Genomic DNA, 23,180 nt, shown 5'->3' with positions numbered 1-23,180 from the left:
GACACCCGGAGAGGACGATGTATGAATTCATTCATTTTTGATGTTGACGGGACGCTTTGGGATTCCACCGCTCAGGTGGCCGAAGCGTGGAGAAAAACAGCGGAGGAGTTCGGACTTGACACCTCCCCTCTCTCGGCGGAAAGACTTCGGAGGGAATTCGGCCGGATGATGGGTGACATCGTCTCATCCATCTACCCGGAACTTGACGAGAAGACGAAGGAACGCTTCATGAGCGTCTGTCTGGCTGTGGAGAACAGAGATCTTTCAGCTTCTCTTCCGCCGCTCTACGAAGGCGTCGGCGGACTCTTCCGTTCACTTCACGAGAAGGGCTGCCCGATCGTGATCGTGAGTAACTGTCAGGCGGGATACATCGAGCTGCTGACAGAGGGCCATCATCTGGAAGCCTTCGTCGCCGGCCATCTCTGCCCTGCGGACACCGGCGAAGCCAAGGCGGCCAATATCGGCACCGCCATCCGCCGCTGGCATCTGGAAAATCCCTGTTACGTCGGAGATACGATGGGTGATTTCGAGGCGACCCGGGCGAACGGCATCCCGTTCATCCACGCCTCCTACGGCTTCGGTCGCGTTCCCTCTCCCGATTACCGGATCGGTTCGCCGCTGGATCTGCTGAGCCTCCCGCTGTTCTGATGGAACGACAGGACACAGGGACACAGATCCCACCCGGCGCAGGTCACGTTCTTCTTACGGTGTGACTCTGATACAGGTAACGCGAGAGGACGTCATACATCCGGACCGGATCGATCGGTTTCAGCAGATGTTCGTTCATGCCCGCCTGACGGCTTCTCCTGGCATCTCCCTCATAGGCGCTGGCGGTCAGCGCGATGATCGGAATCGTATCCGCGCCCGGAATGTCCGTGTTCCGGATGACCTGAGCAGCCTCGATGCCGTCCATCACCGGCATGCGGATATCCATCAGGACGGCGTCATACGCACCGTCCTTCGCGGCGAAGCGATCCACAGCCTCCCGTCCGTTGACGGCTGTATCCACCTCAAATCCGACGCGCTCCAGCATCATTTCGGCGATCTCCAGATTGAGCGGATGGTCCTCGGCAAGGAGAATCTTCTTTCCGACAAAGCTGTAGATGTCACGATTCATGTCCGGAAGCGGCCTGACCGGCCGCACGCGGCTGACCGGCATCGTGAGGATAACCCGCGCTACCGTTCCCATCCCCCGGCCGTTTCCGCTCTCGAATGTAACGGTGCCTCTCAGCCTGCGCACTTCCCGGCATACAGCCGCAAGGCCGTGATCCGCCTCAGCCTCCTCCTGCCGCGTCATGCTTCTCAGCTTTCTCAGCTGTTCCTCCGGGATACCTGCGCCGTCGTCCTGCACATAGAACTCAATCGTCGAGTTGCGGTCGTCCGTCATCAGCTCTCTGACGCAGAAAATGACGTCGCCGCCCTCGGGCGTGTATTCCACCGCGTTCTCAAGCAGCTCGGTGAGAATCGAATGGAGCTGGTCCCGGCCGTTTCCGGCGAGTTCGGACGCGGAGATATGCTCGATACGGTACCGGAAATGCAGGTTTTTCCTCTCCGCGACAGGCTTCATCGTGTGAGCCAGATCAGAGACAAGCTCCTTCAGATCGATGACTCTGTTCTCTTCGTTTTCCGCCATCCGCTCTTCTCCTGTTCAGCGATTTCAGTCCAACCGTTCCCCTGCCAACGCGCTTCACACGGTCCGCGAAGGCTCTCTGTTTGTACCCCGAGTATATCACAGCGCTATCAGAAAAACACAGTAAAAGAATCAGATTTTTTTACAAAACGTTCCGGCGGCCGCCCTTCCCGTCCGCCTGAAGTGAAATCTGCCGCGTCCGGCCCATGTCATCGATCATTTCCTGATTGAAGACACGGAGCTCCGCAGCCGGTCCGATATAATCCCTTTCATAGCATTCATAGGTCGAATTCTTCGTGGATATCAGATACAGCTCGCCGTCAAAGGCTGCCGCGATCACCCGTGAGGTCTGGATCACGGTCCCGTCCGGATACCGGCTGCTTCCGCAGACCCGCCCGCTGATCGTCTCCCCGTCGATCTTCCACTCTTTCAATTGCATCTGATTCGCCTCCAAAAAACGGAAATATGAAGCATCGCACCTCATCATACCCCTTATTCGTGTCGCATTCGTGACGTTCTCTTACCTTTCCGCCGTCATCGCAGCCTCGATCCGGTCTCCTTCCACCGTCACATGAGCGCGGCTCCCGAAGATCAGCGGCATCGACGGCTTGACATGGCCCACGTCCACATCAAGAACGATCGGAACATTCCTCCCCTTCAGAATATCCGTCACAGCGTTGCCCGTATCCACGCCCATCATCTCCTGATGAAAAGCCGCCAGCGGCCGTCCGATCAGAAAACCGGCCGCGCCGCGGAACCAGCCGAGTTCGTCCAGATGCCAGAGAGCCCGCCGGATGCTCATCACGGAAAGATCGCAGGCCTCCAGAACCCAGATCAGCGGCCCGTTCGCCTCCGCGAAAGCGGCTGTCCCGTCAAACGGTGTCCCGGAAAGATTAACCAGAACGTCAAGACAGCCGCCGATCAGTACACCGTCCATCGAAAGGCGGCTGCCGGCCGCTTCCCTTGCTCCTTCCCAGCCGGGCATCCACAGTCTGAGCGTCTTCTTCGCGTCCAGGCGGTACGGGGCAAGAGGATCCTCCGTCTCCCCGCCGTCCTCCGTCCATGGCGTCTCGAAACGGTCATACCCGCGCACGGTCAGATCCGTTCCCTCCAGCAGGGCGAACGCGTCCCGCTCCGGCGCCTCCCATGGCTTGCCGAAGCCGGTGGCCGTCGGACCGTAGATTCCCGGCACATCCGCCAGCGTAAGAAGCGGATGCAGAAAGTTCGTGTTATCCGAGTAGCCCATAAACCACTTGGGCGGCGCCTTACGGATGGTCTCAAAATCCAGATGGGGAAGAACTTCGTTCATCAGTTCCCCTCCGCCAACGGAGATGACGGCTTTCACCTCCGGGTCAAGATATAGGTTCATCAGATCGGCTGCCGCGTCCTCCGGCTTCGTGCTGATCCCCAGCCCGTCGCTCCGGTAGGTGCTGGGCGCGATCCGCAGGCGGTATCCGCGGGCCTCGAATTTTCCGATCGCGGACCTGAGTCTTGTGATATAAGGTTCCGTGGCGGCGCCGAAGGACGGGGCGCAAAGCCCGATCAAATCCCCGGGACGCAGAAAAGCCGGTGTTCTCATACTCATTTCCTCCTCAAAGTTTTCGGATCAGCTCCCAGATCCCCATCATCGCATCAGCCGGAATGAACTTCGCGGCGATCCGGTGCAGCGAGCACATGATACCCGGCGTTGAAACCGCGAAGCCGCACCGGCTGTCGAACAGCGAATACCGGGCAACGGTCCTGACGCTCTGGGACAGAGGGAAATGGCGTATCGCGGCACCGCCTCCTTCCGTGTCCCGTGCGGTCGGAATAAACTCCGTATCGCGGATCCAATACGGACAGACCGCCGTCACCCCGATGCCGCGGTGCATCACTTCCCGCCGGAGCGCTCTTGTAAAACGGTAAAGGAATGCCTTGGAAGCGGCGTAGACGTTGAGAAACGGAAACGGCTGGAAGGCAGCGGTGGAACAGACCTCCACGATCCGGCTCCCTTCCTTCATATAAGGCAGGGCAAGGTATGTGACGTCCACGGCGGCGCGGCAGTTCAGGTCGATCATCCGGTCACAGGTTCTCCGGTCTATCTGACTCAAGGTTCCGATCTTGCCGAAGCCGGCCGCGTGTATCAGAAGTCTGATCTCCGGCTTTGTCTTCTCAAGAAGCGCCTCAATCCGTTCGATGTCCTCTTCCCTCGTGAGATCCGCCGGCACAGGTCTCACCGGGATCCGGCTGACCGCTTTCAGCTCCTCCAGCCGGTCCGCTCTTCTCGCGACAGCCCAGATTTCGTCGATGCCGGGCTCCGCCCGGCTGATCTCAAGAACATACTCCCTTCCGAGCCCACTGGAGGCGCCCGTCACCAACGCAATCTTCATCCTTCCTCCCGTCCCGGGCCGACGCCCGTCTTCATTTTCTTTACTATATCACATCCCGCCGTTTCCGTCCGACACTCACATTTTTGAAACAAATATGTTGAGCTTGTATTTCCTCGTTTAATATTTTTATTTACATTTTGTTACAGAAGTGTTAAGATCGGTATCGTAGCAAGCGAATCTTCCTCCACGGAAGAATCGGAAAGGATAACATCTATGAAGAGAAAACTCGTTATGCTTCTCACGGCAGCCATGCTGACGGCCACTGTTTCACCGGCGATTCCGGCGATGACTGCCACCGTATATGCAGCAGGGAGCGCCAGCTCCGAGATCTTCCGGATCCTGACCGAAGACGGCGGCTTAAGCAGCGCGGCCGCCTGCGGCATCATCGGCAACCTTGAGCAGGAAAGCGGCCTCAACCCGGAGGCGTCCGGCAGCTTCTACGGACTGGTTCAGTGGGACAGCCGCCGTACCGCGAATCTAAAAGCCTACTGCAGCGCCAACGGATACAGCTCCTCCAGTATCAGCGGCCAGGTGCATTTCCTTCTTCATGAGCTTGAAAACGGATACAGCGGCGTTCTGGGTGAGCTTCAGAGCGTTCCGGATACGGCCGATGGCGCAGTCAGCGCGGCAAAGGCCTTCTGCCGCGGCTTCGAGCAGTGCGGCAACTACGACTGGGAGTTTGCGACCCGGGGAAGCTTTGCCTCCACCTATTTCAGCATGTACGGCGGCTCCTCTTCCTCCGATGACAGCGGGGACTCCGATGAGGAAACCTCGTCAGACAGCAGTCAGGCAGTCTCCGGCAGCAGCAGCGATGGCGCGGAGCAGGCATCCTCTTCGGAGAACAGTGAATCCTCTGACGAAGAGTCCTCTGCCGACAGCGAGGCATCCGATTCCTCTGCGGAAGCAGACGAGGAAAGATCCGACTCGGAAGAGGCGGATAACGAGACAACGGATGAGGATACCGCCGATGATACGGATCCGGAATCCTCTGATGAAGAGACTTCTGATGAGGAGTCCTCAGAAGAAACGGATGAGGAAACCTCCGATGAAAACTCCGACGAAGAAACCTCTGACAGCGGGTCTTCCGATCATGACGCGTACTCGGACAGCGATTTTCAGTATCTCCTCGGCCTTGATTACGATGTGAGTCTGATCTTCGACTACGACTACTACACCTCCCGCTATCCGGATGTCGTCGATTCCGTCGGCTCGGATTACGACGCGGTGCTTCACCATTTCCTGACCTACGGCGTGGAGCACGGCCAGCGCGGAAGCCTCAGCTTCAGTGTCGTGAACTACCAGAACAACAATCCGGATCTTGTGGACCAATACGCCGATGAATATGTCAAATACTATGTCGAATACGTGAAGTCGGGCCATGACGAAGGCCGCGACGGCTCTGTCAGCGACGAACAGAACGACGCCGAGCAGAAACGGGCCGCCGAGGAGGCGGAGTGGCAGGAGTATCTTGACTCCATCGGCATGACGCAGGAAGAGTACAACGAGTACATCGCGGAGAAGAATGCATCCGGCGATGATTCGTCGGATGAGGATGCCTCTGGAGACAGCAGTCAGGAGGATGATTCCCCGGATGAGAATACATCCGCCACGGATGACTCAGAGGACTGATCTTCCTTCAGACCGCCGGTCAGGACGTCTGTCCGGGTCCGGCCGCGCGCGGAAATCCGTGCGCGGCCGGACCTTTTATTTTTGTGCTTGCCAATTCTTCAATATGCGGTATAATAAATTTCGCACTCACCACTAGATATTGTATATACTCTCAATCAATTGGAAATCGGACATATAGTCAGAAAAAAGGGAGGACCGGTATGTATATTTACAATGAAACTCTTGACGGCAACATGGATCTGGATGAGCCCTCCATGTGCGTCATGAAGCGTTCCGGCGAACGCGTCCCCTTCGACCGGCAGAAGATCGCGGACGCCATCGCACGCGCCAACCGTGAGGAAGGCATCTTAAGCGAGCGGCTGACGGACGCGGAAATCGGCGAGATCGCCCGCGGCATCGAGAAGGACGCGTCCAACGCCGGCCGGGACCTCTCGGTGGAAGAAATTCAGGATAAGGTAGAGGATGCGCTGATGGGTTCAGGCCGGACCAAGGTGGCCCGTCTCTACATCACCTACCGGTACAAGCACAATGAGATGCGCAAGATGAGCAACGTCGACCAGAAAATCGCGGGCGTCGTCGAGCGCGACAACGAGGAGGTCCGTCAGGAAAACAGCAACAAGAACCCGACGGTGCTCTCTGTCCAGCGTGATTATATGGCCGGCGAATGGAGCCGCTATTACACCAACCGCTACCTTCTTCCGGAGGATATCGTCGAGGCGCACAAAGAAGGCATCATTCACTTCCACGACGCGGACTACTTCGCCCAGCACATGCACAACTGCTGTCTGGTCAATCTCGACGACATGCTGCAGAACGGCACCTGCATCTCTGGAACGCATATCGATACGCCCCGCAGCTTCGCGACTGCCTGCACCGTCGCATCCCAGATCGTCGCCCAGGTGGCGTCGAGCCAGTACGGCGGCCAGACCATCACCCTCTCCCATCTCGCGCCATTCGTTGACGTGTCGCGCAAAAAGATCGCGAAGCGCCTGAAGTCGGAGCTCTCCGCGGCCGGCGTGGAGATCGACGACCGCCAGTTCCGGACGCTGGTCGAAAAGGAAGTCCGCACCGAAGTGGAGTCCGGATGTCAGACGATCCAGTATCAGCTGATCACGCTGCAGTCCACCAACGGGCAGGCTCCGTTCGTCACGGTCTTCATGTACCTTCACGAGGTTCCGGAGGGCCAGGTGCGCGACGATCTCGCCCTGATCATCGAGGTGATGCTCAACCAGCGGATCCTCGGCGTAAAGGACCGCTCCGGCGTCTATATCACGCCGGCCTTCCCGAAGCTGATCTATGTGCTTCAGGAGGACAACATCCGTGAGGGCACGCCGTACTTCTATCTGACCGAGCTGGCGGCCCGCTGCACCGCGAAACGGATGGTACCGGACTACATCTCCGAGAAGAAGGCTCTTGAGCTGAAAGGCGACTGCTACCCCTGCATGGGATGCCGCAGTTTCCTGACGCCGGACCGATTCACAGCGACCGGCATCGGCAACATCTCCGGAAGCCGGGATTATGTGGAGGGACAGCGAAAATATTACGGCCGCTTCAACCAGGGCGTCGTCACGCTGAATCTTGTGGACGTCGCCTGCTCCTCCGGCCGCGATGAGGACCGGTTCTGGGATCTGATGCGCGAACGGCTCGATCTCTGCCACCGCGCGATGCGAATCCGTCACGACCGTCTGAAGGGAACGCCCTCCGACGTGGCTCCGATTCTCTGGCAGGACGGCGCGCTGGCGCGTCTCGAACCGGGCGAGACGATCGATAAACTGCTCTATCACGGCTACTCCACCCTTTCTCTCGGCTACGCAGGTCTCGCGGAGTGCGTCTACTACATGAAGGGCGTCTCTCATACGACGGATGAAGGCAAGGACTTCGGTCTCCGCGTCATGCAGGCGCTGAACGACGCCTGCGCGAAGTGGAAGAAAGAGGAGGACATCGATTACTCGGTGTACGGCACGCCGCTTGAGAGCACCACCTACAAGTTCGCGAAATGCCTGCAGCGCCGCTTCGGACGGATTCCGAGCGTCACGGACAAGAACTATATCACCAACAGCTATCACATTCATGTGACCGAGCCGATCAACGCCTTCGCCAAGCTGACAAAGGAGGCGGAGTTCCAGAAGCTGTCTCCGGGCGGTGCGGTGAGCTACGTGGAGGTGCCGAATATGCAGAACAACATCCCGGCCGTCATCCGCGTGATGCAGCATATCTACGACACGATTCTCTACGCGGAGCTCAACACGAAGAGCGACTACTGCGATGTCTGCGGCTACGACGGCGAGATCCAGATCAAGAAGGACGAGACCGGCATGCTCGTCTGGGAATGCCCCCAGTGCGGCAACCGGGATCAGACGAAGATGCATGTGGCGCGGCGTACCTGCGGCTACATCGGCACCCAGTACTGGAACCAGGGACGGACCTCGGAGATCGCCGACCGGGTGCTTCACCTTTAATCCGGGCCAGATCAGACCGGTTCCGTATCGTAAGTCCGAAAGAGGGAGGGAAAAGGCAGTCCGCAGCCTTCTCCCTCCCTCCTGATTTTCTCCGGCAGCGTCCGGCTGCCGTCATGGATCCGTGCCGCTTTCTCTCGTCAGGTTCCCAGATAAGCCTTCCTGACTTTTTCGTCGGAAAGGAGATCCGATCCCTGTCCTTCCAGCGTGATCTCACCATTTTCCACCACGTACGCGTAGTCCGCGATGCGGAGCGCCATATTCGCGTTCTGTTCCACCAGAAGGACGGTCGTACCCTGCCGGTTGATCCTACGGATAATACCGAAAATGTCGCGGACCACGATCGGCGCCAGTCCGAGGGACGGCTCATCCATCATGATCAGCTCGGGACTCGCCATCAGCGCCCGTCCGACGGCGAGCATCTGCTGCTCGCCGCCGGAAAGAGTCCCGGCGGGCTGCCAGGAGCGCTCCTTCAGCCTCGGGAAAAGCGAGAATACCCGCTCCAGATCCTCATCCAGAGGATCGGTTCTGAGATAGGCGCCGATCTTCAGGTTTTCCAGAACCGTCTGATCCGGGAAGACTCTCCTGCCTTCGGGCACCAGCGTGATCCCGCAGGCGACGATGTCGTTCGTTTTTTTTCCGATCAGTTCCTGATCCTTGAAGCGGACGGAACCGCCGGAGGCCTTCACCAGCCCGAGGATCGCGCGCAGTGTCGATGATTTTCCGGCACCGTTGGCGCCGACCAGCGTCACGATCTTCGCGTCCGGCACGACAAAGCTGATGCCGCGGACCGCCTCGATTCCGCCGTAGCGGATCTTCAGATTCTTCACCTCAAGCATCTTCTTCCTCCTTTGAGACGCCCAGATACGCCTCGACGACTTTCGGATCCGCCGCGACGTCCTCCGGCTCCCCCTGCGCGATCATCTTCCCGAAGTCAATGCAGAAGACGCTGTCCGAGATCTTCATGACCAGATTCATATGATGCTCGATCAGAAGAACCGTCAGATGGTACCGGCTCCTGATGTCCCGAATGAACTCCGAGAGTTCCAGCGTCTCCTGCGGATTCATGCCTGCCGCCGGCTCATCGAGGCAGAGCAGCCTCGGTTCCGTGGCGAGAGCCCGCGCGATCTCGACCCGTCTCTGCAGCCCGTACGGAAGAGAAGCGGCCTCATGGTCCGCGACCGCGTCAAGACCCTGCTCCTTCAGCAGATCCCATGTCTCCTCTTCCATCCGCTTCTCTTCCCGATGATTAAGGAAGAACGTCGCCGTGAAGGGATTCTGCTTCGCCCTCATATGCTTCGCCACGAGCACATTGTCAAAGACGGTCTGTTTCCCGAACAGGCGAATGTTCTGAAACGTCCGCGCGATGCCCGCCTTTGTGATCTCGTCCGGGGTGTGGCTTATGCAGCGCGTGTATTTTCCCTGATTCTCACCGGCGTACAGCTTCGCCATCCGGCCTCTCGGCATGCCTTCCATGATCACCTTCCCCTCAAAGGAAATCCGCCCGTTGGTCGGCTGGTACACCCCGGTGATGCAGTTGAACGCCGTCGTCTTCCCCGCTCCGTTGGGGCCGATCAGCGCCGCGATCTGGCCTTCGCTGACCCGAAGCGAAAGATTGTTCACCGCCACGACGCCGCCGAACTGCATCGTGACATCTTCCAGAAGCAGAACCGTCCTGTCCCTTTCTCCGCTCATTGTCCGACCCCCTCTTGACTCGTTTTATGCTTCCCACGCCGGAAGAAGCCGAAAATCCTGTCCCATGTCAGTTCCTTCGAGCCCGTGATGCCGTGATTCCAGAAAAGTACCACCACCATCAGAAGGATGCTGAAGATGACCATCCGGAACCCGTTTCGGAGAAACGGAACCTGAACCGAACCGAAGGAAGTGCCGGCCAGTCCAGGAATCAGGTCGGAGAACGAATACTCCTTATCGAGAAAACGAAGCCATTCCTGCGATCCGGTGACAAGAAAGGCGCCGATCAGCGACCCGGAAACCGAGCCGACGCCGCCGAGCACCACCATCAGCAGAATATTGTAGGTCAGCGCAACCGTGAACGTGCTGGTGACGGCGGAGCGCATAAACGCGGCCAGCAGTCCGCCGGCGACGCCGGCAAACGCGCTTGAGACCACGAAGGAAAGCTGTTTGGTGCGGAAAAGATTGATCCCCATCGCCTCTGCGGCCACATCGTCGTCCCGGACCGCCTTGAACGCGCGGCCGTAACTTGAGCGGATCAGAAGCGCCATAACGGCAATGCAGACCGCGCAGATCCCGACGCACTCGAACACGCTGGAGAACGGCGGAATATTCGAGACGCCGTAGGAAGCGTTGGTGACGGTCCCGAGTCCGTCCCACCCGAATACGGCGCGGATGATCTCGGAGAAGCCCAGCGTCGCGATCGCGAGATAGTCGGACTTGAACCTGAGGACAGGCCAGCCGAGAAGGTACGCGATGCCGGCGCAGAGAATGCCGGAGATCAGAAGGGCCGGAATCAGCGGCATTCTGATGTTCGCGAGCCAGGGCTGAATCCCGTACAGATAGTAGATCTGCTGCTTCATGGCGGGATTGATGGTGACGATGCCCGTCACATACGCGCCGATGCACATAAAGCCCGCCGTTCCGAGAGAGAACTGTCCGGTGAAGCCGATGATCAGGTTCATGGAGACGGCCGCTACCGCGTAGATCGCCGAGCGCTCGATGATGGTGATCGCGTAGGAATGGGCGGTCGTATCCGACTGCAGTACGGCAAGGTAGACACAGACCGCCGCCGCCAGCGCAAGATTCAGTACAAGGTTTCTCGTTCCATGCTTCGTTCTTCCCATATCGCCCTCCTCACACCTTTTCGACTGCCCTCTCACCGAACAGACCCGACGGTCTCGCGAGAAGAATGATGAACAGCAGGACGAAGGTGAATGCGTCCGAGAACACGGAGTAGCCGGCCGCCGTGATCACGATCTGACAGATTCCCACGATAAAGCCGCCCACGACAGCGCCCGGGATGCTTCCGATCCCTCCTATCACGGCCGCCACGAAGCACTTCAGGCCGGGAAGAGATCCGGAGTAGGGCTGCACGGTGTTCCGGTCCGTAAAGTAAAGGATGGACCCCACCGCCGCCAGCGCGCACCCGATGACAAAGGTCATCGTGATGATGTTGTCCACCTTGATGCCCATGATTCTGGCTGTCTCCTGATCCCGGCTGCAGGCCCTCATGGCCATGCCGAATTTTGTCCGGTTCACGAGAAGCACCAGAAGAACCGCGAGAATCACCGTCAGAACCGGGGCAAGGAGCGTCACCCGGGAAACGGAGATGTCGCCGAAGGTGTAGACCTTCTTCAGAACCGGGATCTGGGGATAGCTCTGCGGCATGGCCGTGAAGAGATAGTTGGCGAGGTTCTCCAGAAGGTAGGAGACGCCGATCGCGCTGATCATGACGGACATGCGCGGCGCCGAACGCAGCGGCTTGTAGGCGCACCGCTCGATGAGGACGCCGAGAACCACCGTTTCCAGAATCACCGCCGGGATGGCTGCATACCACGGAAAGACGGCGATGGAATAGATCATGAAATAGCCTGCCATCATGAACTCGTCCCCGTGCGCGAAATTGATCATGCGGAGAATGCCGTACACCATCGTGTAGCCGATGGCGATCAGCGCGTAGGCCCCGCCGAGGGAAAGTCCGTTCAGCAGCTGCTGCAGAATATACGAAAGAGACATACGTCCACCTCACAATCGATGCCTTTTGGATCTGCTGAAAACGGCCGGAAATCCGTATTCCGGATCTCCGGCCCGTCATTCCGCTCAGCCCGGTCAGCTGTCCACCTTCTCCTTGCTCTGGAAGACCCACTGGCCGCCCTTGATCTGGCAGACATACGAGGTGTCCTTCTTCGCATCGCCGTTCTGATCAAAGCTGTAGGGACCGCAGGCAAAGCCGTCCGATTCGTTCATATCGGCGATCGCGTCACGGATCTTCGTCCCGTCGAGGGAATCCGCCTTCTCAATGGCATCCAGCATCACCATATAGGCGTCATAGGCCACCGCATGATTCCCGACGATCGCGTCGGAGTTGAGATTGGTCGCCTTCCTGCTCCCGTCCTCATTGATCCATTTCTTGAATCCTTCGTCGAAGTCCTTGTTGCCTCCCTCCGCGTAGAACGTATCCGCCACCACGCCTTCCGCGTTGTCGCCCGCGTCCTGAATCAGGACGTTGGAGTACCATGTATCGCCCGCGATCCACTGGACGGAGAGGCCGAGATCCTTCGCCTGATTCAGGAGCAGCGGCGCGTACAGATAATCCGTCGGGGCGAAGACCGCCTTCACGCCGCTCTTCTTGATGTTCGTCAGGATCGCCTTGAAATCCGACTCATTGGTCTGGAATGTCTCCGCGTCCTTCACCGTACCCCCGAGAGCGGTGAACGCGTCCGTGAACGTCTTGACGAGACCGGAGGTATACTCGTTCCCCACATTGTCAACGGTCGCCACCTCTGTGTATCCGTTCTGGTATGCCCAGTTGGCCATGATCTTTCCCTGGAACGGGTCCAGATAGCAGGTTCTGAAATAGTAATCGTTGCCGAGGGTGACATTCGCGTTCGTGCAGGAAGTTCCGATGGCCGGAACCTTCGCGTCGGAGAAATAGGAGCCGGCGGCTATGCACACGCCGGACCCGTAGCCGCCGATGACACCCACCACACCGTCGGAGATCAGCTTCTGCGCCGCGGTCGCGGCAACGGTTTTATCCGACTGATTGTCCTGCCAGTCCAGCTCGACGGTGTACTCTTTTCCGTCCACCGTGACAGTGGGCCGCACGGAATTGGCGTACTCGATGCCGAGCTCCTCCTGAGCGCCGCCTCCTCCGTTCTCACCGGTCTTCGGCTCGAATACGCCGATTTTCACCGTATCACTGTCCGCTGCCATCGCCTGAACCGGCGCAAGCATGCCCGCCGCCATCGCGGAAGCTGTCAGAACCGCCATCATCTGTTTTTTCATAGGTCCCCCTCTCTTTCCCCGGAAAAACAAAAAGACGCCGCTCTCAAGCGACGTCTTTGCCTGCTCCGGACTGTTTCTATATTCAGATAGTTTAGCCGGGCGCCTGTTGTCTGTCAATATTGAACAATAAAAAATACAGTTTTGAAAATAATGGCACCGCAATCCGTACAGAAAAAGACACGGAAGACAGAAAGCTCACTTCCTGACCGCCTTCTCCTCCTCCAGCATCTTTCCGAACGCTGTTCCCTCCGCGTCCTTCAGCAGCTTCGTGATCACCCGTCTGCGGGAGAAGCCTGGGTCCAGCGTTTCCAGCGGCCTTCCGTCCCGGATCGCCACCAGCGCGCGGACAAGGACGCGGAGATCCGTTGAGCCGGCCGCGGCCTCCGGCACCGGCCGGTCGATGGAAAGCAGCCGGTACACCGCCTCCATCGCCGTGCGGACCGAATCGTCCGCCGTGAAGAAGGCTCCGCCCTCCGGACGGGCGAACTGACCGAGAAAAGCAAAGTTCACCGACTGATCCGGTACCACCGCGGGCCGGTCCGACGGACTGCACGGCATTCTTGAGGCGGTAAGAAACGGCATCATCACCGGAACTGTGACCGCATGATCTCTCGCGAGCTCCTCGATGGAATCCACCGGCACGCCGAGATGATAGAGCCACTCCTCGCAGATCTCCATCCCGCTGGCGTCGCGCATCGGCTTCGGGATGAAATTGCCCGGTTTGTCCGTGAAGAGGCCGGACAGCCAGATGATCACCTGATCCTTTGGCTGTCCCGCGTACACAGGCTGCCGGTCAGCCGTCCAGCTGAGCAGCCAGCTGGAATCCCGTGCCGTCACGAGACCTCCGGTAGACACACGCCCTGAACAGGGATCGCGGCGGCAGATCTTCTTGATATAAGGAATGATGGCGGAGTCGGTCAGCGTCACCGTCGCGCTCATGCCGTTCGTCTCCTCCACATTCGACGTGAACGCGTCCGGACGGCCGAATGTTTCATCCTGCGCGGCGATCCGTTTCCAGAGCGCCCATCCGCCTCCTCCGTACACCTCCCGGTTCAGCGGGGCCGGCGACTTCTGGCTTCCCATCGTCGAGTTCTCCACGCATCCCCCGATCGTGATGAATAAAAGATCATCGGGAGTCAGATCGACGGAGGACTCTTCTCCGTCCTTCACCAGATCGATCCGTGTCGCGATTTTCCGGTTCATCGCCGTGTCGAAAGCCACATCGGTCACATGCACGCCATACCGGAAATCCACTCCGGCATCCCGCAGAAAGCCGGTCAGCGGCATGACAAGAGATTCGTACTGGTTGCTCTCTGTAAAGATCAGATCCCTCATCTCCGGCATTGTGCCGATATGCGGCAGAGCCCGCAGCAGCGTCCGCCTGAAGGCCAGCGCGCTGTGCCAGTTCTCGAGGAAGTACGTGCTCCTCCATGTGAGCCAGAACGGGGAAGCCAGCACCTCCGCGTCCAGACAGTCGCTGATCTTCTTCCCTGCCAGCTGCCCGTCGGTCTGCATGAACAGATGAAGAAGCTCGCGGACGCCCTTGTCCGAAAGACCGAACGCGCCATCTCTTTTTGCGTCCGCGCCGCAGGACTCCGTCGCCCGGCAGAGCGAATAGTTCGGATCCCTCCGGTTAAGCTCAATCAGACGATCAAGAACCGAATGAAACTCATCCGCCGGAACGGAACGGAGCAGATCCCAGAGACAGGCGTCCCCGGGATCGAGCGTGCGGTCTCCCCGCATCACAAAGCCCACACCATCGAAGACATAGCCGTCGAGCGCTCCTCCTGCGATAGGATTCTTCTCGAGGATGTGAATTCTTCGGCCGTCCATCCCGCCGTCGCGGATCAGAAAACAGGCTGCGGACAGAGAAGCAATGCCGCTTCCCACCAGCCAGGCGGATTTTTTTTCGATATCCGGTGCCTTCTCCGGATGCTCAAACATGAAAAACCGGCTGTCCGTCATGGATTACTCACCTCCGTGTCCGCGGACACGCCGTCCGCCTCCTTAAGATCGAGTTCCACCGGACAGTGGTCAGAGCCGTAGATGTCCGTGAGAATCTTCGCGTCCTCGAGGCGGCCGCGCAGCCGCTCGGAGACGATGAAGTAGTCGATCCTCCAGCCTGCGTTGTTCTCTCTGGCATGGAACCGGTACGACCACCACGAGTAGACGCCGGCCTGATCGGGGTAAAAATACCGAAACGTGTCGATGAAGCCGCTGTCAAGCGCCGCGGTCATCTTCGCCCGCTCCTCATCCGTGAAACCTGCGTGCTGCCGGTTCGTCTTCGGATTTTTTATGTCGATCTCCTCGTGCGCCACATTCAGATCGCCGCACCAGACGACAGGCTTGACCCGATCCAGCGCCTTCACGTAAGCGAGAAAGTCGTCCTCCCACCGCATCCGGTAGTCAAGACGCCTGAGGCCGTCCTGCGAATTGGGCGTATAGACCGTAATGAAAAACAGATCTTCGAATTCAAGCGTGATGACCCGCCCCTCATGATCGTGCTCCTCCACGCCGATCCCGCAGGTCACGCGAAGCGGATGGCGGCGGGTGAACACCGCCGTGCCGGAGTAGCCCTTCTTTTCCGCGTAGCTGAAGTACTGCTCGTACCCCGGAAGGTCCAGCTCCGCCTGTCCTTCCTGCATCTTTGTCTCCTGAATGCAGAAAATGTCCGCGTCAAGAGACGCAAACGTCTGAAGAAAATCCTTCTTCATCACTGCGCGGAGACCGTTCACGTTCCATGAAATGCACTTCATCTGACTTTGCCTCTCCTCCGCCGCTCACCGGATCCGTCTGGCCTCGACATAGTACCGCTTGTCCTCCGCCTGACCCATCGAAAACGTCTTCCGCGGAAGAACACCGTCACGGATGATGGTCGGGAACAGCTGGTTCTTGTTCATGGCCGGAACCAGAAAGCCGATGTTTCCCGGTTTTCTTCCGAGTGTCTTCACCGTGTCATCTCCATGAATGTAATCCACGGTCCCGTCGTGATCCTTCAGATACGAATCGATGAAAGCCTGAAGCGTACCGACGGCAAGCTGCCTTTCCGGATGCGGCACCGTCAGAACGCCCTCGCCGCCGTCAAAGACATACCGGATTCTCTGACCGTCGCCCTCTCCCTCGAAGCTCTCGGGATAAAACGCGCGGAACGCCTCCAGCACCTGTCCGGGCTCCACACCGAAGAGGACCCTGTGAATCGGCGCGAAAACCAGCGCGTCGTCGTGGTTGTTGACAATTTCAACCAGCGCGTACCGGGCCGGAAGAGACGCCCACTGTTCCTTTGGCGTCACCTTCTTCAGATTCTCATAGCAGGTCTTGGCGGTCGCCAGCGAATGATTTCCGTCGCCCACCGCGAACAGCAGCGGCTTGACGCCCTTCAGGCCGTACTTCCGCTCCATCTCCTCTTCCGTCCCGAGACGGCGGAGCGCGCCGGCTGTCTGCCCCATCTGGGCTTCATTCAGCCGCCAGCCCTTCAGATGGCCGCCCCCCAGCATCAGGTCGAAATCGTACACCGGTTCCATCCCTTCGCCGCCGGCAAACGGCTCGATCACCGTCCTGTCCGGATCATCAATCAGAATCATGATATGGGGAAGCTCAATCGGCGCATGCTCCCGCACCTTCACTCTCGGAGGAATCCGGCTGAGAATCGTCCCTTCCGTCGCACGGATCAGCGCGCCGCTCCCCGGCGTATAGTCGTAGTCCTCGAGATCCACCATTCCGACAAGACCGTGCCGGATCTTTCCGTCCGACTGCGTGCGCTCAATGTAGAACAGAGAATCCGGATATTCACGGAAGACGCCGTTCTGAAGATAAGCGTCCATCTTCTCGTTGATCTTTCCGATCTGGCTCTCCACATCCGGATCCCCGAGATGTGCTTCCGGGAGGATCAGATTCAGCGCCGAAGGCGCGTCCCCCGCAACAGCGGCCGCTTTCTGCCAGTACTCCGGCTGTGAAGTGAACTGGTCGCAGGCCACGCAGGCCCACTTCGTCATATCCGCCTCCTTCGGAAGAAGAATATCGGCGGGATAAAATCCAAGATGATCAAACGCTGCCATTCCGTAACCTCCTGATCATGCATGCTGTATCGTTCTGTCAGTACAGATAGTAACACGCGGACCGAAGGACTGGCAAATCCTTCAGTACATCGGAACATGATATTTTTCCCGGAATGCCCGGATCGTCGCCCTTCCCGCCTCGGAGACAGGACGGATCCACTTCCGCGAATACATATGCCGCTGCATAATAACATAGCGCACCAGCTCATCCGAATAGCAGAGAGCGAATACCAGAAGGAAGGGCGCGTGAAAGACATCATTGGCGAGATGGATCGCCGGCTGAACCATCGCAAACATAAAGCAAATCTCCAGAAGAGAGCCGAACGCCGGATCGCCCGCCGCGCGATAAGTATCGTTCATCGCCCAGTTTCCCATCCGGACCGCGCCCGCGACCGTATAGATCAGCAGCATGCCCGTTGCCAGCCGGAAAGATTCCCCTTTCAGTCCCATGACATGAAGCAGAGGGACATGCACCGCTACCAAAGCACTGCAGACGATCAGCGTCATGACCTGACAGATATAGATGATCCGATACGCCCGGTCGAACGCGTCCTCATGATACCCCGCTCCGACTTCCTTGCCGACCAGTACCGTAGCCGCGGAGGAGAAGCCGGAGAAGAATCCGATCACGATCCCCTCCAGCGTTCTGAAGACCGCAGTGGCGGCGATCGCCTGATTGATCTGGTGTCCGAGCACGATGTTGATCATCATGTTGCCGACGCCGATCATCACCTCATTCATGATGATCGGAAAGCTCTTCGCAAGGTACAGCCTCAGAAGACGCGGATCCCACCGGAAATGTCTTGTGACGTCCAGCAGATACGGCACGTTTCGGACACGTGCCGTCACCGCGATCACCAGCACATTGACGATGCCGGACAAAACCGTTCCGTACGCCGCGCCTTTCGCTCCCAAGGCCGGAAACCCAAGCTTACCGAAAATCAGAATGTAATTGCAGACGCAGTTCGTAACCACGGCTGCGATGCCGCCTGCCAGCGGGATCTTCACGCGCTCGGTGGACCGGAGCAGCGCGGACATGCCCACCGCCAGAATCATAAACGGATAGGACCATCCCACAACCCTCAGGTATTCTTCTCCGATTCCCCGGATCTCAGGCGAACCGGTATAGATGGACATCACCCATCCCGGCCGTGTCAGCGCGAGCACCGTGAAAACGCCGGCGACAAGGCCAAGGAACGACAGCATGATCCCGTAGGACTTCCGGATTCCGTCTCCGTTCCCCTCACCCCAGTACTGCGAGATAAAAAGCATGCCGCCCCCCACAAAGCCCCAGTACCCTGAGAACATCAGAGAGGTAAACTGGGCGCAGAGGCCGACCGCGGCAACCTGATTCTCCCCAAGCCGGCCCAGCATGATCGTATCCACCATGCTTCCCGTAGTCGAAAGCACATTCTGAAATGCAACCGGCAGCGCAATCGTCATCACCATCCGGACCAGTCTTCCCAGTGACGTCTTTGTTCTCATACACTCCGCTCCATCCGAAAAATATCCACGCAAAAATGCCTGCAAAGCAGGCAGACGCAATGATCATACCATCCCGCAGGCATCGTGTCATGACAAATTGTTAGCTTTGTCAGTCAGATTGTTGGATTCGTTCGTTGAAAAACCGTTCCATGCTTCCCAGGCTCCGCCTTTTTCTCTCCTGCTCTGCCTTATCTCCTGCGTTTACTCCTCCAGGTTCATCCACCTGCACTCCTCGTCCGTCAGCGGAAGGGCAAGCGCGTCAATATTGCGCTTCATGCGGTCCGGCCGGGACGTGCTGACCACTGCGCACAGGTTTAGGCGCTGATGAAACATCCACGCCATCGCAAGCTGCGGCACGGTCGTTTTCTTCCTCCCGGCCAGCTGCTCACAGCGCCGCAGCCGCTCAAAATTTTCCGGACATACATAGCCCTTCACGGCCGGTGCGTCGAGAATATTCGGCGCATCTTCGGGATTCGTACTCTTCAGTCTGCCCGAAAAGAATCCGTGGGCCAGCGAGGAATAGGCGATCACGGGTATCCCGTTTCGCCTATACCACTCTCTCGCCTCCTTGGCCCGAGGCCCTGCGATCGTGACGCACCCCTGACCCCATGGATCTTCAATCTGATCGGCCAGACCGAAATTGGGACTTGAGACCTCAAACGGAATCAGATTATGCGCATACGCGTATTCATTTGCCTCCTCAATTCTTTCATAAGTCCAGTTCGATCCTCCGAAGGCGCCGATCCGGCCCTCCGCATGCATTTCTTGAAAGTCTCGACCAGCGGACCGACCGGCACTTCAGGATTATCCCTGTGAAGGAGATAGATGTCGATGAAATCCGTGTGAAGCGCCTCCAGCGAGGTCTGCAGATCTGCCCGCATCGCCTCCGGACAGACCCTTCTCCTTCCGGTCTCCAGATCAAAATGACCGCATTTCGAAAGAATCACAACCCTGTCCCGGCAGCCCGTCCGTTCCAGCCATCCGCCGAGCGCTTCCTCTGCCCCGCCGTATACGCGGGCTGTATCGAGGACAGTTACCCCCATCGCCAGGACCGCGTCGAGCAGCGCGTCGTCACTTTTTCCTTCATTGAACGGCTTCATCGCCGTGCCGAAAATGATCCTTGATACTTTGCCCTTCACATGAGGGATCCGGATATATTCCATTCCTCTCTCCTTTCCGGCCGGCATCCGAAATCTCATCCCGTCGAAAGAAGTCCGGCTGCTCATCTAATCCCGATCAGCGACAGATGAATGAATGACGGGGCGCAATTGAAAATGTGCTCGCTGCAATGATAATCTCTAACCTCAAAAACCGATCAATTTTCTGCTCTTGCCGCGATGAGGCAGTTCACCGCCCAAAATCCGGTTCCGTACACCACTGCAGCTGCCGTTATCACTCCCGTCCAGACTCCGGTTTCCTTCTGAAAGCCGCCATTCAAAAGAATTCATACGACATCTGAAATCTCGTTCTCGGCCGGATTTTCGTTTGCCGTGATAATCTTTCCCGATCGGCTGACGGTCTGTCTGCAGCTTGATGTTTTTCGTGCTGCTCAAGCTTTCAGGTGACTCATCAGTCAAATAATCCGAATCTGGCAGGAGTGTATCGTCTCAAGCGCCGCAAGATGCTTCTCCGGCGTATCGTCCGCGCAGCAGTAAGTGTCAGCAAGAATTATCGTCTCAGGCAGAAATCATGAAATGTCGTCCTTGCTCCCCCCCAAAAAAACACACCAATCCGCAAAAGGGAAACAAGACGGACCGTAAAGATGCGAAATGGATCTGCGATCTTTTCATGTGCGAAATGATCAGGCCTTCCTTTATCTCGCCGGCCGACTTGAAAGAACAAAAACAGCGGCCACATTTACATCGCTTCGGCGCAGCTATTGATTTATCCTTCAGCACAGAGCCCGCCTCTCACACATTGTGGTAATAAAGAATGATATCCTCGTAGGATCCGTCCGGCATACGGAATCCTGCCGGAACCATTCCGATTCTCCTGAATCCGAGCCTCTCATATAAGTGAATGGCATGTATGTTGCTGGCAACAACAGCATTAAACTGAAGAATACGGAATCCCTTTTCATGTGCCTTGTTCAGGCAGTCCTTCACGAGCATTTCCCCGACATGCTCTCCCCTGATATCTTTCCGTACCGCATAAGAGGCATTACAGATATGTCCGCACCGTCCCTCGTTATTCGGGTGAAGGATGTACATGCCGACGACTTCATCCTTCTCTGTATCAACCGCCACGCCGGTATACGTCTGCGCTCTGAAGAACCGGTCCGCATCCTCATCTTCCAGCTGATTCAGCTGGGGAAATGCATTGCCGTCCGCTATCACCTGATTCCATATTTCCGACACAGCGGCTGCATCATGGCTGTCATACTCCCTCAGCATCATCTTCATTGCCGTCCTCCCTGTCTCTAAACGATCAGCCCTCACCACTGCAACCATGACAGTATTATATCAGCTCCCATGATTCCTGACGTAAAAAGAGAAAAATGCAGCGAACGCTCTGCTGCCGGAATTGTATTATTCTTCACATTTTGTTCATCTGAAAAGCCTATAATCGCAATCTGACGAAGGAGGTATAAAAAATATGGAACTGAAAGAAGCCATGAATATCCGTAAATCCATCCGTTCTTATACAGGAGAGCAGATCTCAGGAGAGCAGCTGAATTCGATCCTGACGGCGGCATATGAGGCGCCGGTCGGAATGGGAAAGTATGACAGCATTCATTTCACTATTATCACAAATCCTGATCTGCTTGGTGAAATCGACACATGTGCCGCAAAGTTCTTCGGCAATCCGTCTATGCATCCTTTGTATGGCGCTCCGATGCTGATTGTCATCTCTTCAAACGGCGAGGGAAATGTCGCCAGCGCAAATGTCGGCTTTATTCTCCAGAACATGGCTCTTGCAGCCGTCGGGGAAGGTGTCGGCCAATGCGATATATACGGTGCGGTTGCCGCGATGAACCAAAACCAGAAGCTTCTGGACAAGCTTGATCTTCCTGAAGGATTTGTTCCTCTGGGCGCGCTTGCGGTCGGAAAAACTTCTGAGTCCTATTCAAAGCGCGAGATTCCGGACGCACACAGATTTGCGGCAAACGAAATAAAGTAACCGCTTCAGAGAGGCCTGCGGGCCTCCCTGTTTTTCTTCCTTTTCATTCTGCCATTTCTACAGTCTCCAGTTGCCCGGCGCTGTTCGAATGCCGTTCTGCTTCCCTGAGACTGTTCAGTGCACATTCTCCTCCTCTGATAGCTTCTCGTATTTCTTTATCCCTGTCATACACGCCATACATCTCTTACCCTCCGGCTCAAAACGCTGCTGCAGCGATTAATGCGGCACAGCCGACAATCAAAACGACCGGCACCGCAATCAGAGCCAGACCCAAAACTGTCACTGCGAGTCCGGCAAGAATCAGCCAGCCGATACCTCCTAAAATCCATCCCAGCAGCGTGCCGGCAGCACGAAAGAACAGGCCCGTAAGCTTAAACAGACCGATCATGATCAAGATAAGCACCAGAAAGCTTAACATAGCATTCTACCTCATTCCCGTATTTGGCGGCTTCAGATCGAAAGCGCAATGCATCCTCGATACGGATTGCTGTGCTGTATTCCAGTTCCGTGGCCGCCTTGATCAGGAGCCTCGTAATCGCCACTCTGGAACGGACATCATGCGCGTTCAATCTCATACATCGTTCCTCTCTTTTCCGAAGCCTGTTTTTTATTGGTGGATCCTATTCTATCCCGAATGCATGACGAAATACACTGCTTATTTGGAAAATAAGGTTGGCTGACTTTTCTATTTTGGCGGAAAAGGCATGGCAACGGTGTTAAAAGGTTCAATTCATCTTGCATACTGCCCATAGCACCACACTGCGATCTCTGCAATCAGATCTCTCGGCAGCGGTTTGGTATAGGGCAGCCGGATCGTTCCCTTGCTCACATCATAATTCGCCAGTTTATCGGCAAAAACCGTGGTTGCTTCTCCTCCTGGATAAAGGCCCAGATGTTTTTTCGACGCTGCGAAGTGAATGAGGTTCCGGCCCTTCCAGTATGTTGGCATACTCCACGAGATCTTCTCCTGTGCGTCCGGAATCGTGCTGCGGATGATCTGGCGGACTTCATTCAGGTATGGTCTTACTTTTTCATCCTGTTCTTCAATGTACTGATCTACTGTTTCGATCTTGCCACAGTAATGGCCCTGTCCTTCGCGGCTGAAACTCCGTCCACATTTCGGGCATCTCCACATATCCACTATCCTCCTCTGCTGTTATTCACTTTGCATCTGCAAAAGTATAGGCAGTTTTTATCCATGAAAGCAATTCTTCATCCAGCTCCTCCGGCGAGCTGACAACAATATGATGCGTCCATCTTCCCGAATATGGTTCCGTCTTTAACGCAATTCGTTCCGAATCAAAAGGAGCTGTTAGGGTCGGGCAATAAGGGCCACTCTCGAGTCGGAAAGAAAGGGCCATTTTCAGTCGGATTAAAAGGGCCAATCGTGTGTAAATGAATGATAAGAGGTTATTTGATTATTCCGCGCCTCCGGCCCACTTGAATATTCCGGTGC

Annotated in this window: 21 protein-coding genes and 1 pseudogene; 4 read left to right on the top strand and 18 right to left on the bottom strand. The window is 57.1% G+C overall.

All coding sequences use genetic code 11. The annotated features are described in order from the left end of the window. The first annotated feature begins 21 nt into the window (after positions 1-21). Positions 22-648 carry an HAD family hydrolase gene (locus G4C92_RS13615; RefSeq protein WP_274940366.1) on the top strand — a complete coding sequence of 209 codons (627 nt, stop codon included), beginning with the start codon at positions 22-24 and terminating at the stop codon, positions 646-648. 43 nt (positions 649-691) lie between these two features. On the opposite strand, the gene G4C92_RS13610 is transcribed toward G4C92_RS13615, so the two are convergent. The 4 genes from G4C92_RS13610 to G4C92_RS13595 form a co-directional block, all read right to left on the bottom strand. Beyond that, positions 692-1,633 (bottom strand): response regulator, encoded by a 942-nt coding sequence (locus tag G4C92_RS13610; protein WP_274940365.1) that lies wholly within the window; start codon positions 1,631-1,633, stop codon positions 692-694. 139 nt (positions 1,634-1,772) lie between these two features. Next, positions 1,773-2,069, bottom strand: a complete 297-nt coding sequence (locus G4C92_RS13605; protein ID WP_274940364.1) for a hypothetical protein — start codon at positions 2,067-2,069, stop codon at positions 1,773-1,775. Between the two features lie 81 nt (positions 2,070-2,150). Beyond that, positions 2,151-3,209, bottom strand: a complete 1,059-nt coding sequence (locus G4C92_RS13600) for a S66 family peptidase (RefSeq protein WP_274940363.1) — start codon at positions 3,207-3,209, stop codon at positions 2,151-2,153. A gap of 13 nt (positions 3,210-3,222) precedes the next feature. Beyond that, a complete protein-coding gene (locus G4C92_RS13595; RefSeq protein WP_274940362.1) occupies positions 3,223-3,999 on the bottom strand; it encodes an SDR family NAD(P)-dependent oxidoreductase in 777 nt (258 codons plus the stop codon). A 213-nt stretch (positions 4,000-4,212) separates the two neighbouring features. On the opposite strand from G4C92_RS13595, the gene G4C92_RS13590 reads away from it, so the two are divergent. Beyond that, a complete protein-coding gene (locus G4C92_RS13590) occupies positions 4,213-5,628 on the top strand; it encodes a phage tail tip lysozyme (protein WP_274940361.1) in 1,416 nt (471 codons plus the stop codon). 254 nt (positions 5,629-5,882) lie between these two features. Continuing rightward, positions 5,883-8,087, top strand: coding sequence for an anaerobic ribonucleoside-triphosphate reductase (gene nrdD, locus G4C92_RS13585; protein ID WP_274942021.1), 2,205 nt, complete (start codon positions 5,883-5,885; stop codon positions 8,085-8,087). A 137-nt stretch (positions 8,088-8,224) separates the two neighbouring features. Here nrdD and G4C92_RS13580 read toward each other — a convergent pair whose 3' ends face one another. The 11 genes and pseudogenes from G4C92_RS13580 to G4C92_RS13525 all read right to left on the bottom strand — a co-directional run bounded on the left by G4C92_RS13580 (position 8,225) and on the right by G4C92_RS13525 (position 21,006). After that, the gene (locus G4C92_RS13580) at positions 8,225-8,923 is read right to left on the bottom strand and encodes an ABC transporter ATP-binding protein (RefSeq protein ID WP_274940360.1); all 699 of its coding nucleotides are present in this window, start codon (positions 8,921-8,923) and stop codon (positions 8,225-8,227) included. Next, complete coding sequence (locus G4C92_RS13575; protein WP_274940359.1) at positions 8,916-9,779, bottom strand: ABC transporter ATP-binding protein; 864 nt, start codon at positions 9,777-9,779, stop codon at positions 8,916-8,918. Before G4C92_RS13575 ends, G4C92_RS13580 begins: the two co-directional genes overlap by 8 nt. Continuing rightward, the gene (locus tag G4C92_RS13570) at positions 9,776-10,903 is read right to left on the bottom strand and encodes a branched-chain amino acid ABC transporter permease (protein WP_274940358.1); all 1,128 of its coding nucleotides are present in this window, start codon (positions 10,901-10,903) and stop codon (positions 9,776-9,778) included. Before G4C92_RS13570 ends, G4C92_RS13575 begins: the two co-directional genes overlap by 4 nt. 10 nt (positions 10,904-10,913) lie before the next feature. After that, a complete protein-coding gene (locus G4C92_RS13565; RefSeq protein ID WP_274940357.1) occupies positions 10,914-11,795 on the bottom strand; it encodes a branched-chain amino acid ABC transporter permease in 882 nt (293 codons plus the stop codon). A 93-nt stretch (positions 11,796-11,888) separates the two neighbouring features. Further along, positions 11,889-13,064 carry an ABC transporter substrate-binding protein gene (locus tag G4C92_RS13560; RefSeq protein ID WP_274940356.1) on the bottom strand — a complete coding sequence of 392 codons (1,176 nt, stop codon included), beginning with the start codon at positions 13,062-13,064 and terminating at the stop codon, positions 11,889-11,891. A gap of 195 nt (positions 13,065-13,259) precedes the next feature. Continuing rightward, positions 13,260-15,029 carry an oleate hydratase gene (locus tag G4C92_RS13555; protein ID WP_274940355.1) on the bottom strand — a complete coding sequence of 590 codons (1,770 nt, stop codon included), beginning with the start codon at positions 15,027-15,029 and terminating at the stop codon, positions 13,260-13,262. Next, positions 15,026-15,820, bottom strand: coding sequence for an exodeoxyribonuclease III (locus G4C92_RS13550; RefSeq protein WP_274940354.1), 795 nt, complete (start codon positions 15,818-15,820; stop codon positions 15,026-15,028). Before G4C92_RS13550 ends, G4C92_RS13555 begins: the two co-directional genes overlap by 4 nt. 24 nt (positions 15,821-15,844) lie before the next feature. Then, positions 15,845-17,119 carry a DUF1015 domain-containing protein gene (locus G4C92_RS13545; RefSeq protein WP_274940353.1) on the bottom strand — a complete coding sequence of 425 codons (1,275 nt, stop codon included), beginning with the start codon at positions 17,117-17,119 and terminating at the stop codon, positions 15,845-15,847. Between the two features lie 81 nt (positions 17,120-17,200). Beyond that, complete coding sequence (locus tag G4C92_RS13540) at positions 17,201-18,604, bottom strand: MATE family efflux transporter (RefSeq protein WP_274940352.1); 1,404 nt, start codon at positions 18,602-18,604, stop codon at positions 17,201-17,203. Between the two features lie 201 nt (positions 18,605-18,805). Continuing rightward, a pseudogene (locus G4C92_RS13535) lies at positions 18,806-19,704 on the bottom strand (aldo/keto reductase). A gap of 810 nt (positions 19,705-20,514) precedes the next feature. After that, entirely contained in the window at positions 20,515-21,006 is a 492-nt protein-coding gene (locus tag G4C92_RS13525) for a GNAT family N-acetyltransferase (protein WP_274940351.1), read from the bottom strand. 193 nt (positions 21,007-21,199) lie between these two features. Between G4C92_RS13525 and G4C92_RS13520 the strand changes: the two genes are divergently transcribed. Further along, positions 21,200-21,724, top strand: a complete 525-nt coding sequence (locus tag G4C92_RS13520; protein WP_274940350.1) for a nitroreductase family protein — start codon at positions 21,200-21,202, stop codon at positions 21,722-21,724. 196 nt (positions 21,725-21,920) lie between these two features. Here the strand turns inward: G4C92_RS13520 and G4C92_RS13515 are convergent, their stop codons facing one another. The 3 genes from G4C92_RS13515 to G4C92_RS15235 form a co-directional block, all read right to left on the bottom strand. Then, positions 21,921-22,142 carry a hypothetical protein gene (locus tag G4C92_RS13515; RefSeq protein WP_274940349.1) on the bottom strand — a complete coding sequence of 74 codons (222 nt, stop codon included), beginning with the start codon at positions 22,140-22,142 and terminating at the stop codon, positions 21,921-21,923. A 312-nt stretch (positions 22,143-22,454) separates the two neighbouring features. Continuing rightward, a complete protein-coding gene (locus G4C92_RS13510) occupies positions 22,455-22,859 on the bottom strand; it encodes an iron chaperone (protein WP_274942020.1) in 405 nt (134 codons plus the stop codon). Between the two features lie 25 nt (positions 22,860-22,884). Beyond that, positions 22,885-23,085 (bottom strand): DUF5655 domain-containing protein, encoded by a 201-nt coding sequence (locus G4C92_RS15235; protein ID WP_274942019.1) that lies wholly within the window; start codon positions 23,083-23,085, stop codon positions 22,885-22,887. Between the last annotated feature and the right edge of the window lie 95 nt (positions 23,086-23,180).

Source organism: Chordicoccus furentiruminis (genome assembly GCF_019355395.1).
GTDB lineage: Bacteria > Bacillota > Clostridia > Lachnospirales > Lachnospiraceae > Chordicoccus > Chordicoccus furentiruminis.
Note: the sequence above shows the minus strand (reverse complement) of the source record. Positions and strands in the feature narration are given on the sequence as shown.

What these genes read in the sequence shown, in the direction of transcription:
- G4C92_RS13510 (WP_274942020.1), bottom strand. Translation starts at nt 22,859, where the DNA reads ATGTGGAGATGCCCGAAATGTGGACGGAGTTTCAGCCGCGAAGGACAG.
- G4C92_RS13600 (WP_274940363.1), bottom strand. Translation starts at nt 3,209, where the DNA reads ATGAGAACACCGGCTTTTCTGCGTCCCGGGGATTTGATCGGGCTTTGC.
- G4C92_RS13555 (WP_274940355.1), bottom strand. Translation starts at nt 15,029, where the DNA reads ATGACGGACAGCCGGTTTTTCATGTTTGAGCATCCGGAGAAGGCACCG.
- G4C92_RS13570 (WP_274940358.1), bottom strand. Translation starts at nt 10,903, where the DNA reads ATGGGAAGAACGAAGCATGGAACGAGAAACCTTGTACTGAATCTTGCG.
- G4C92_RS13580 (WP_274940360.1), bottom strand. Translation starts at nt 8,923, where the DNA reads ATGCTTGAGGTGAAGAATCTGAAGATCCGCTACGGCGGAATCGAGGCG.
- nrdD (WP_274942021.1), top strand. Translation starts at nt 5,883, where the DNA reads ATGTGCGTCATGAAGCGTTCCGGCGAACGCGTCCCCTTCGACCGGCAG.
- G4C92_RS13550 (WP_274940354.1), bottom strand. Translation starts at nt 15,820, where the DNA reads ATGAAGTGCATTTCATGGAACGTGAACGGTCTCCGCGCAGTGATGAAG.
- G4C92_RS13590 (WP_274940361.1), top strand. Translation starts at nt 4,213, where the DNA reads ATGAAGAGAAAACTCGTTATGCTTCTCACGGCAGCCATGCTGACGGCC.
- G4C92_RS13610 (WP_274940365.1), bottom strand. Translation starts at nt 1,633, where the DNA reads ATGGCGGAAAACGAAGAGAACAGAGTCATCGATCTGAAGGAGCTTGTC.
- G4C92_RS15235 (WP_274942019.1), bottom strand. Translation starts at nt 23,085, where the DNA reads ATGGCCCTTTCTTTCCGACTCGAGAGTGGCCCTTATTGCCCGACCCTA.
- G4C92_RS13525 (WP_274940351.1), bottom strand. Translation starts at nt 21,006, where the DNA reads ATGAAGATGATGCTGAGGGAGTATGACAGCCATGATGCAGCCGCTGTG.
- G4C92_RS13515 (WP_274940349.1), bottom strand. Translation starts at nt 22,142, where the DNA reads ATGTTAAGCTTTCTGGTGCTTATCTTGATCATGATCGGTCTGTTTAAG.
- G4C92_RS13545 (WP_274940353.1), bottom strand. Translation starts at nt 17,119, where the DNA reads ATGGCAGCGTTTGATCATCTTGGATTTTATCCCGCCGATATTCTTCTT.
- G4C92_RS13575 (WP_274940359.1), bottom strand. Translation starts at nt 9,779, where the DNA reads ATGAGCGGAGAAAGGGACAGGACGGTTCTGCTTCTGGAAGATGTCACG.
- G4C92_RS13520 (WP_274940350.1), top strand. Translation starts at nt 21,200, where the DNA reads ATGGAACTGAAAGAAGCCATGAATATCCGTAAATCCATCCGTTCTTAT.
- G4C92_RS13605 (WP_274940364.1), bottom strand. Translation starts at nt 2,069, where the DNA reads ATGCAATTGAAAGAGTGGAAGATCGACGGGGAGACGATCAGCGGGCGG.
- G4C92_RS13540 (WP_274940352.1), bottom strand. Translation starts at nt 18,604, where the DNA reads ATGAGAACAAAGACGTCACTGGGAAGACTGGTCCGGATGGTGATGACG.
- G4C92_RS13560 (WP_274940356.1), bottom strand. Translation starts at nt 13,064, where the DNA reads ATGAAAAAACAGATGATGGCGGTTCTGACAGCTTCCGCGATGGCGGCG.
- G4C92_RS13615 (WP_274940366.1), top strand. Translation starts at nt 22, where the DNA reads ATGAATTCATTCATTTTTGATGTTGACGGGACGCTTTGGGATTCCACC.
- G4C92_RS13595 (WP_274940362.1), bottom strand. Translation starts at nt 3,999, where the DNA reads ATGAAGATTGCGTTGGTGACGGGCGCCTCCAGTGGGCTCGGAAGGGAG.
- G4C92_RS13565 (WP_274940357.1), bottom strand. Translation starts at nt 11,795, where the DNA reads ATGTCTCTTTCGTATATTCTGCAGCAGCTGCTGAACGGACTTTCCCTC.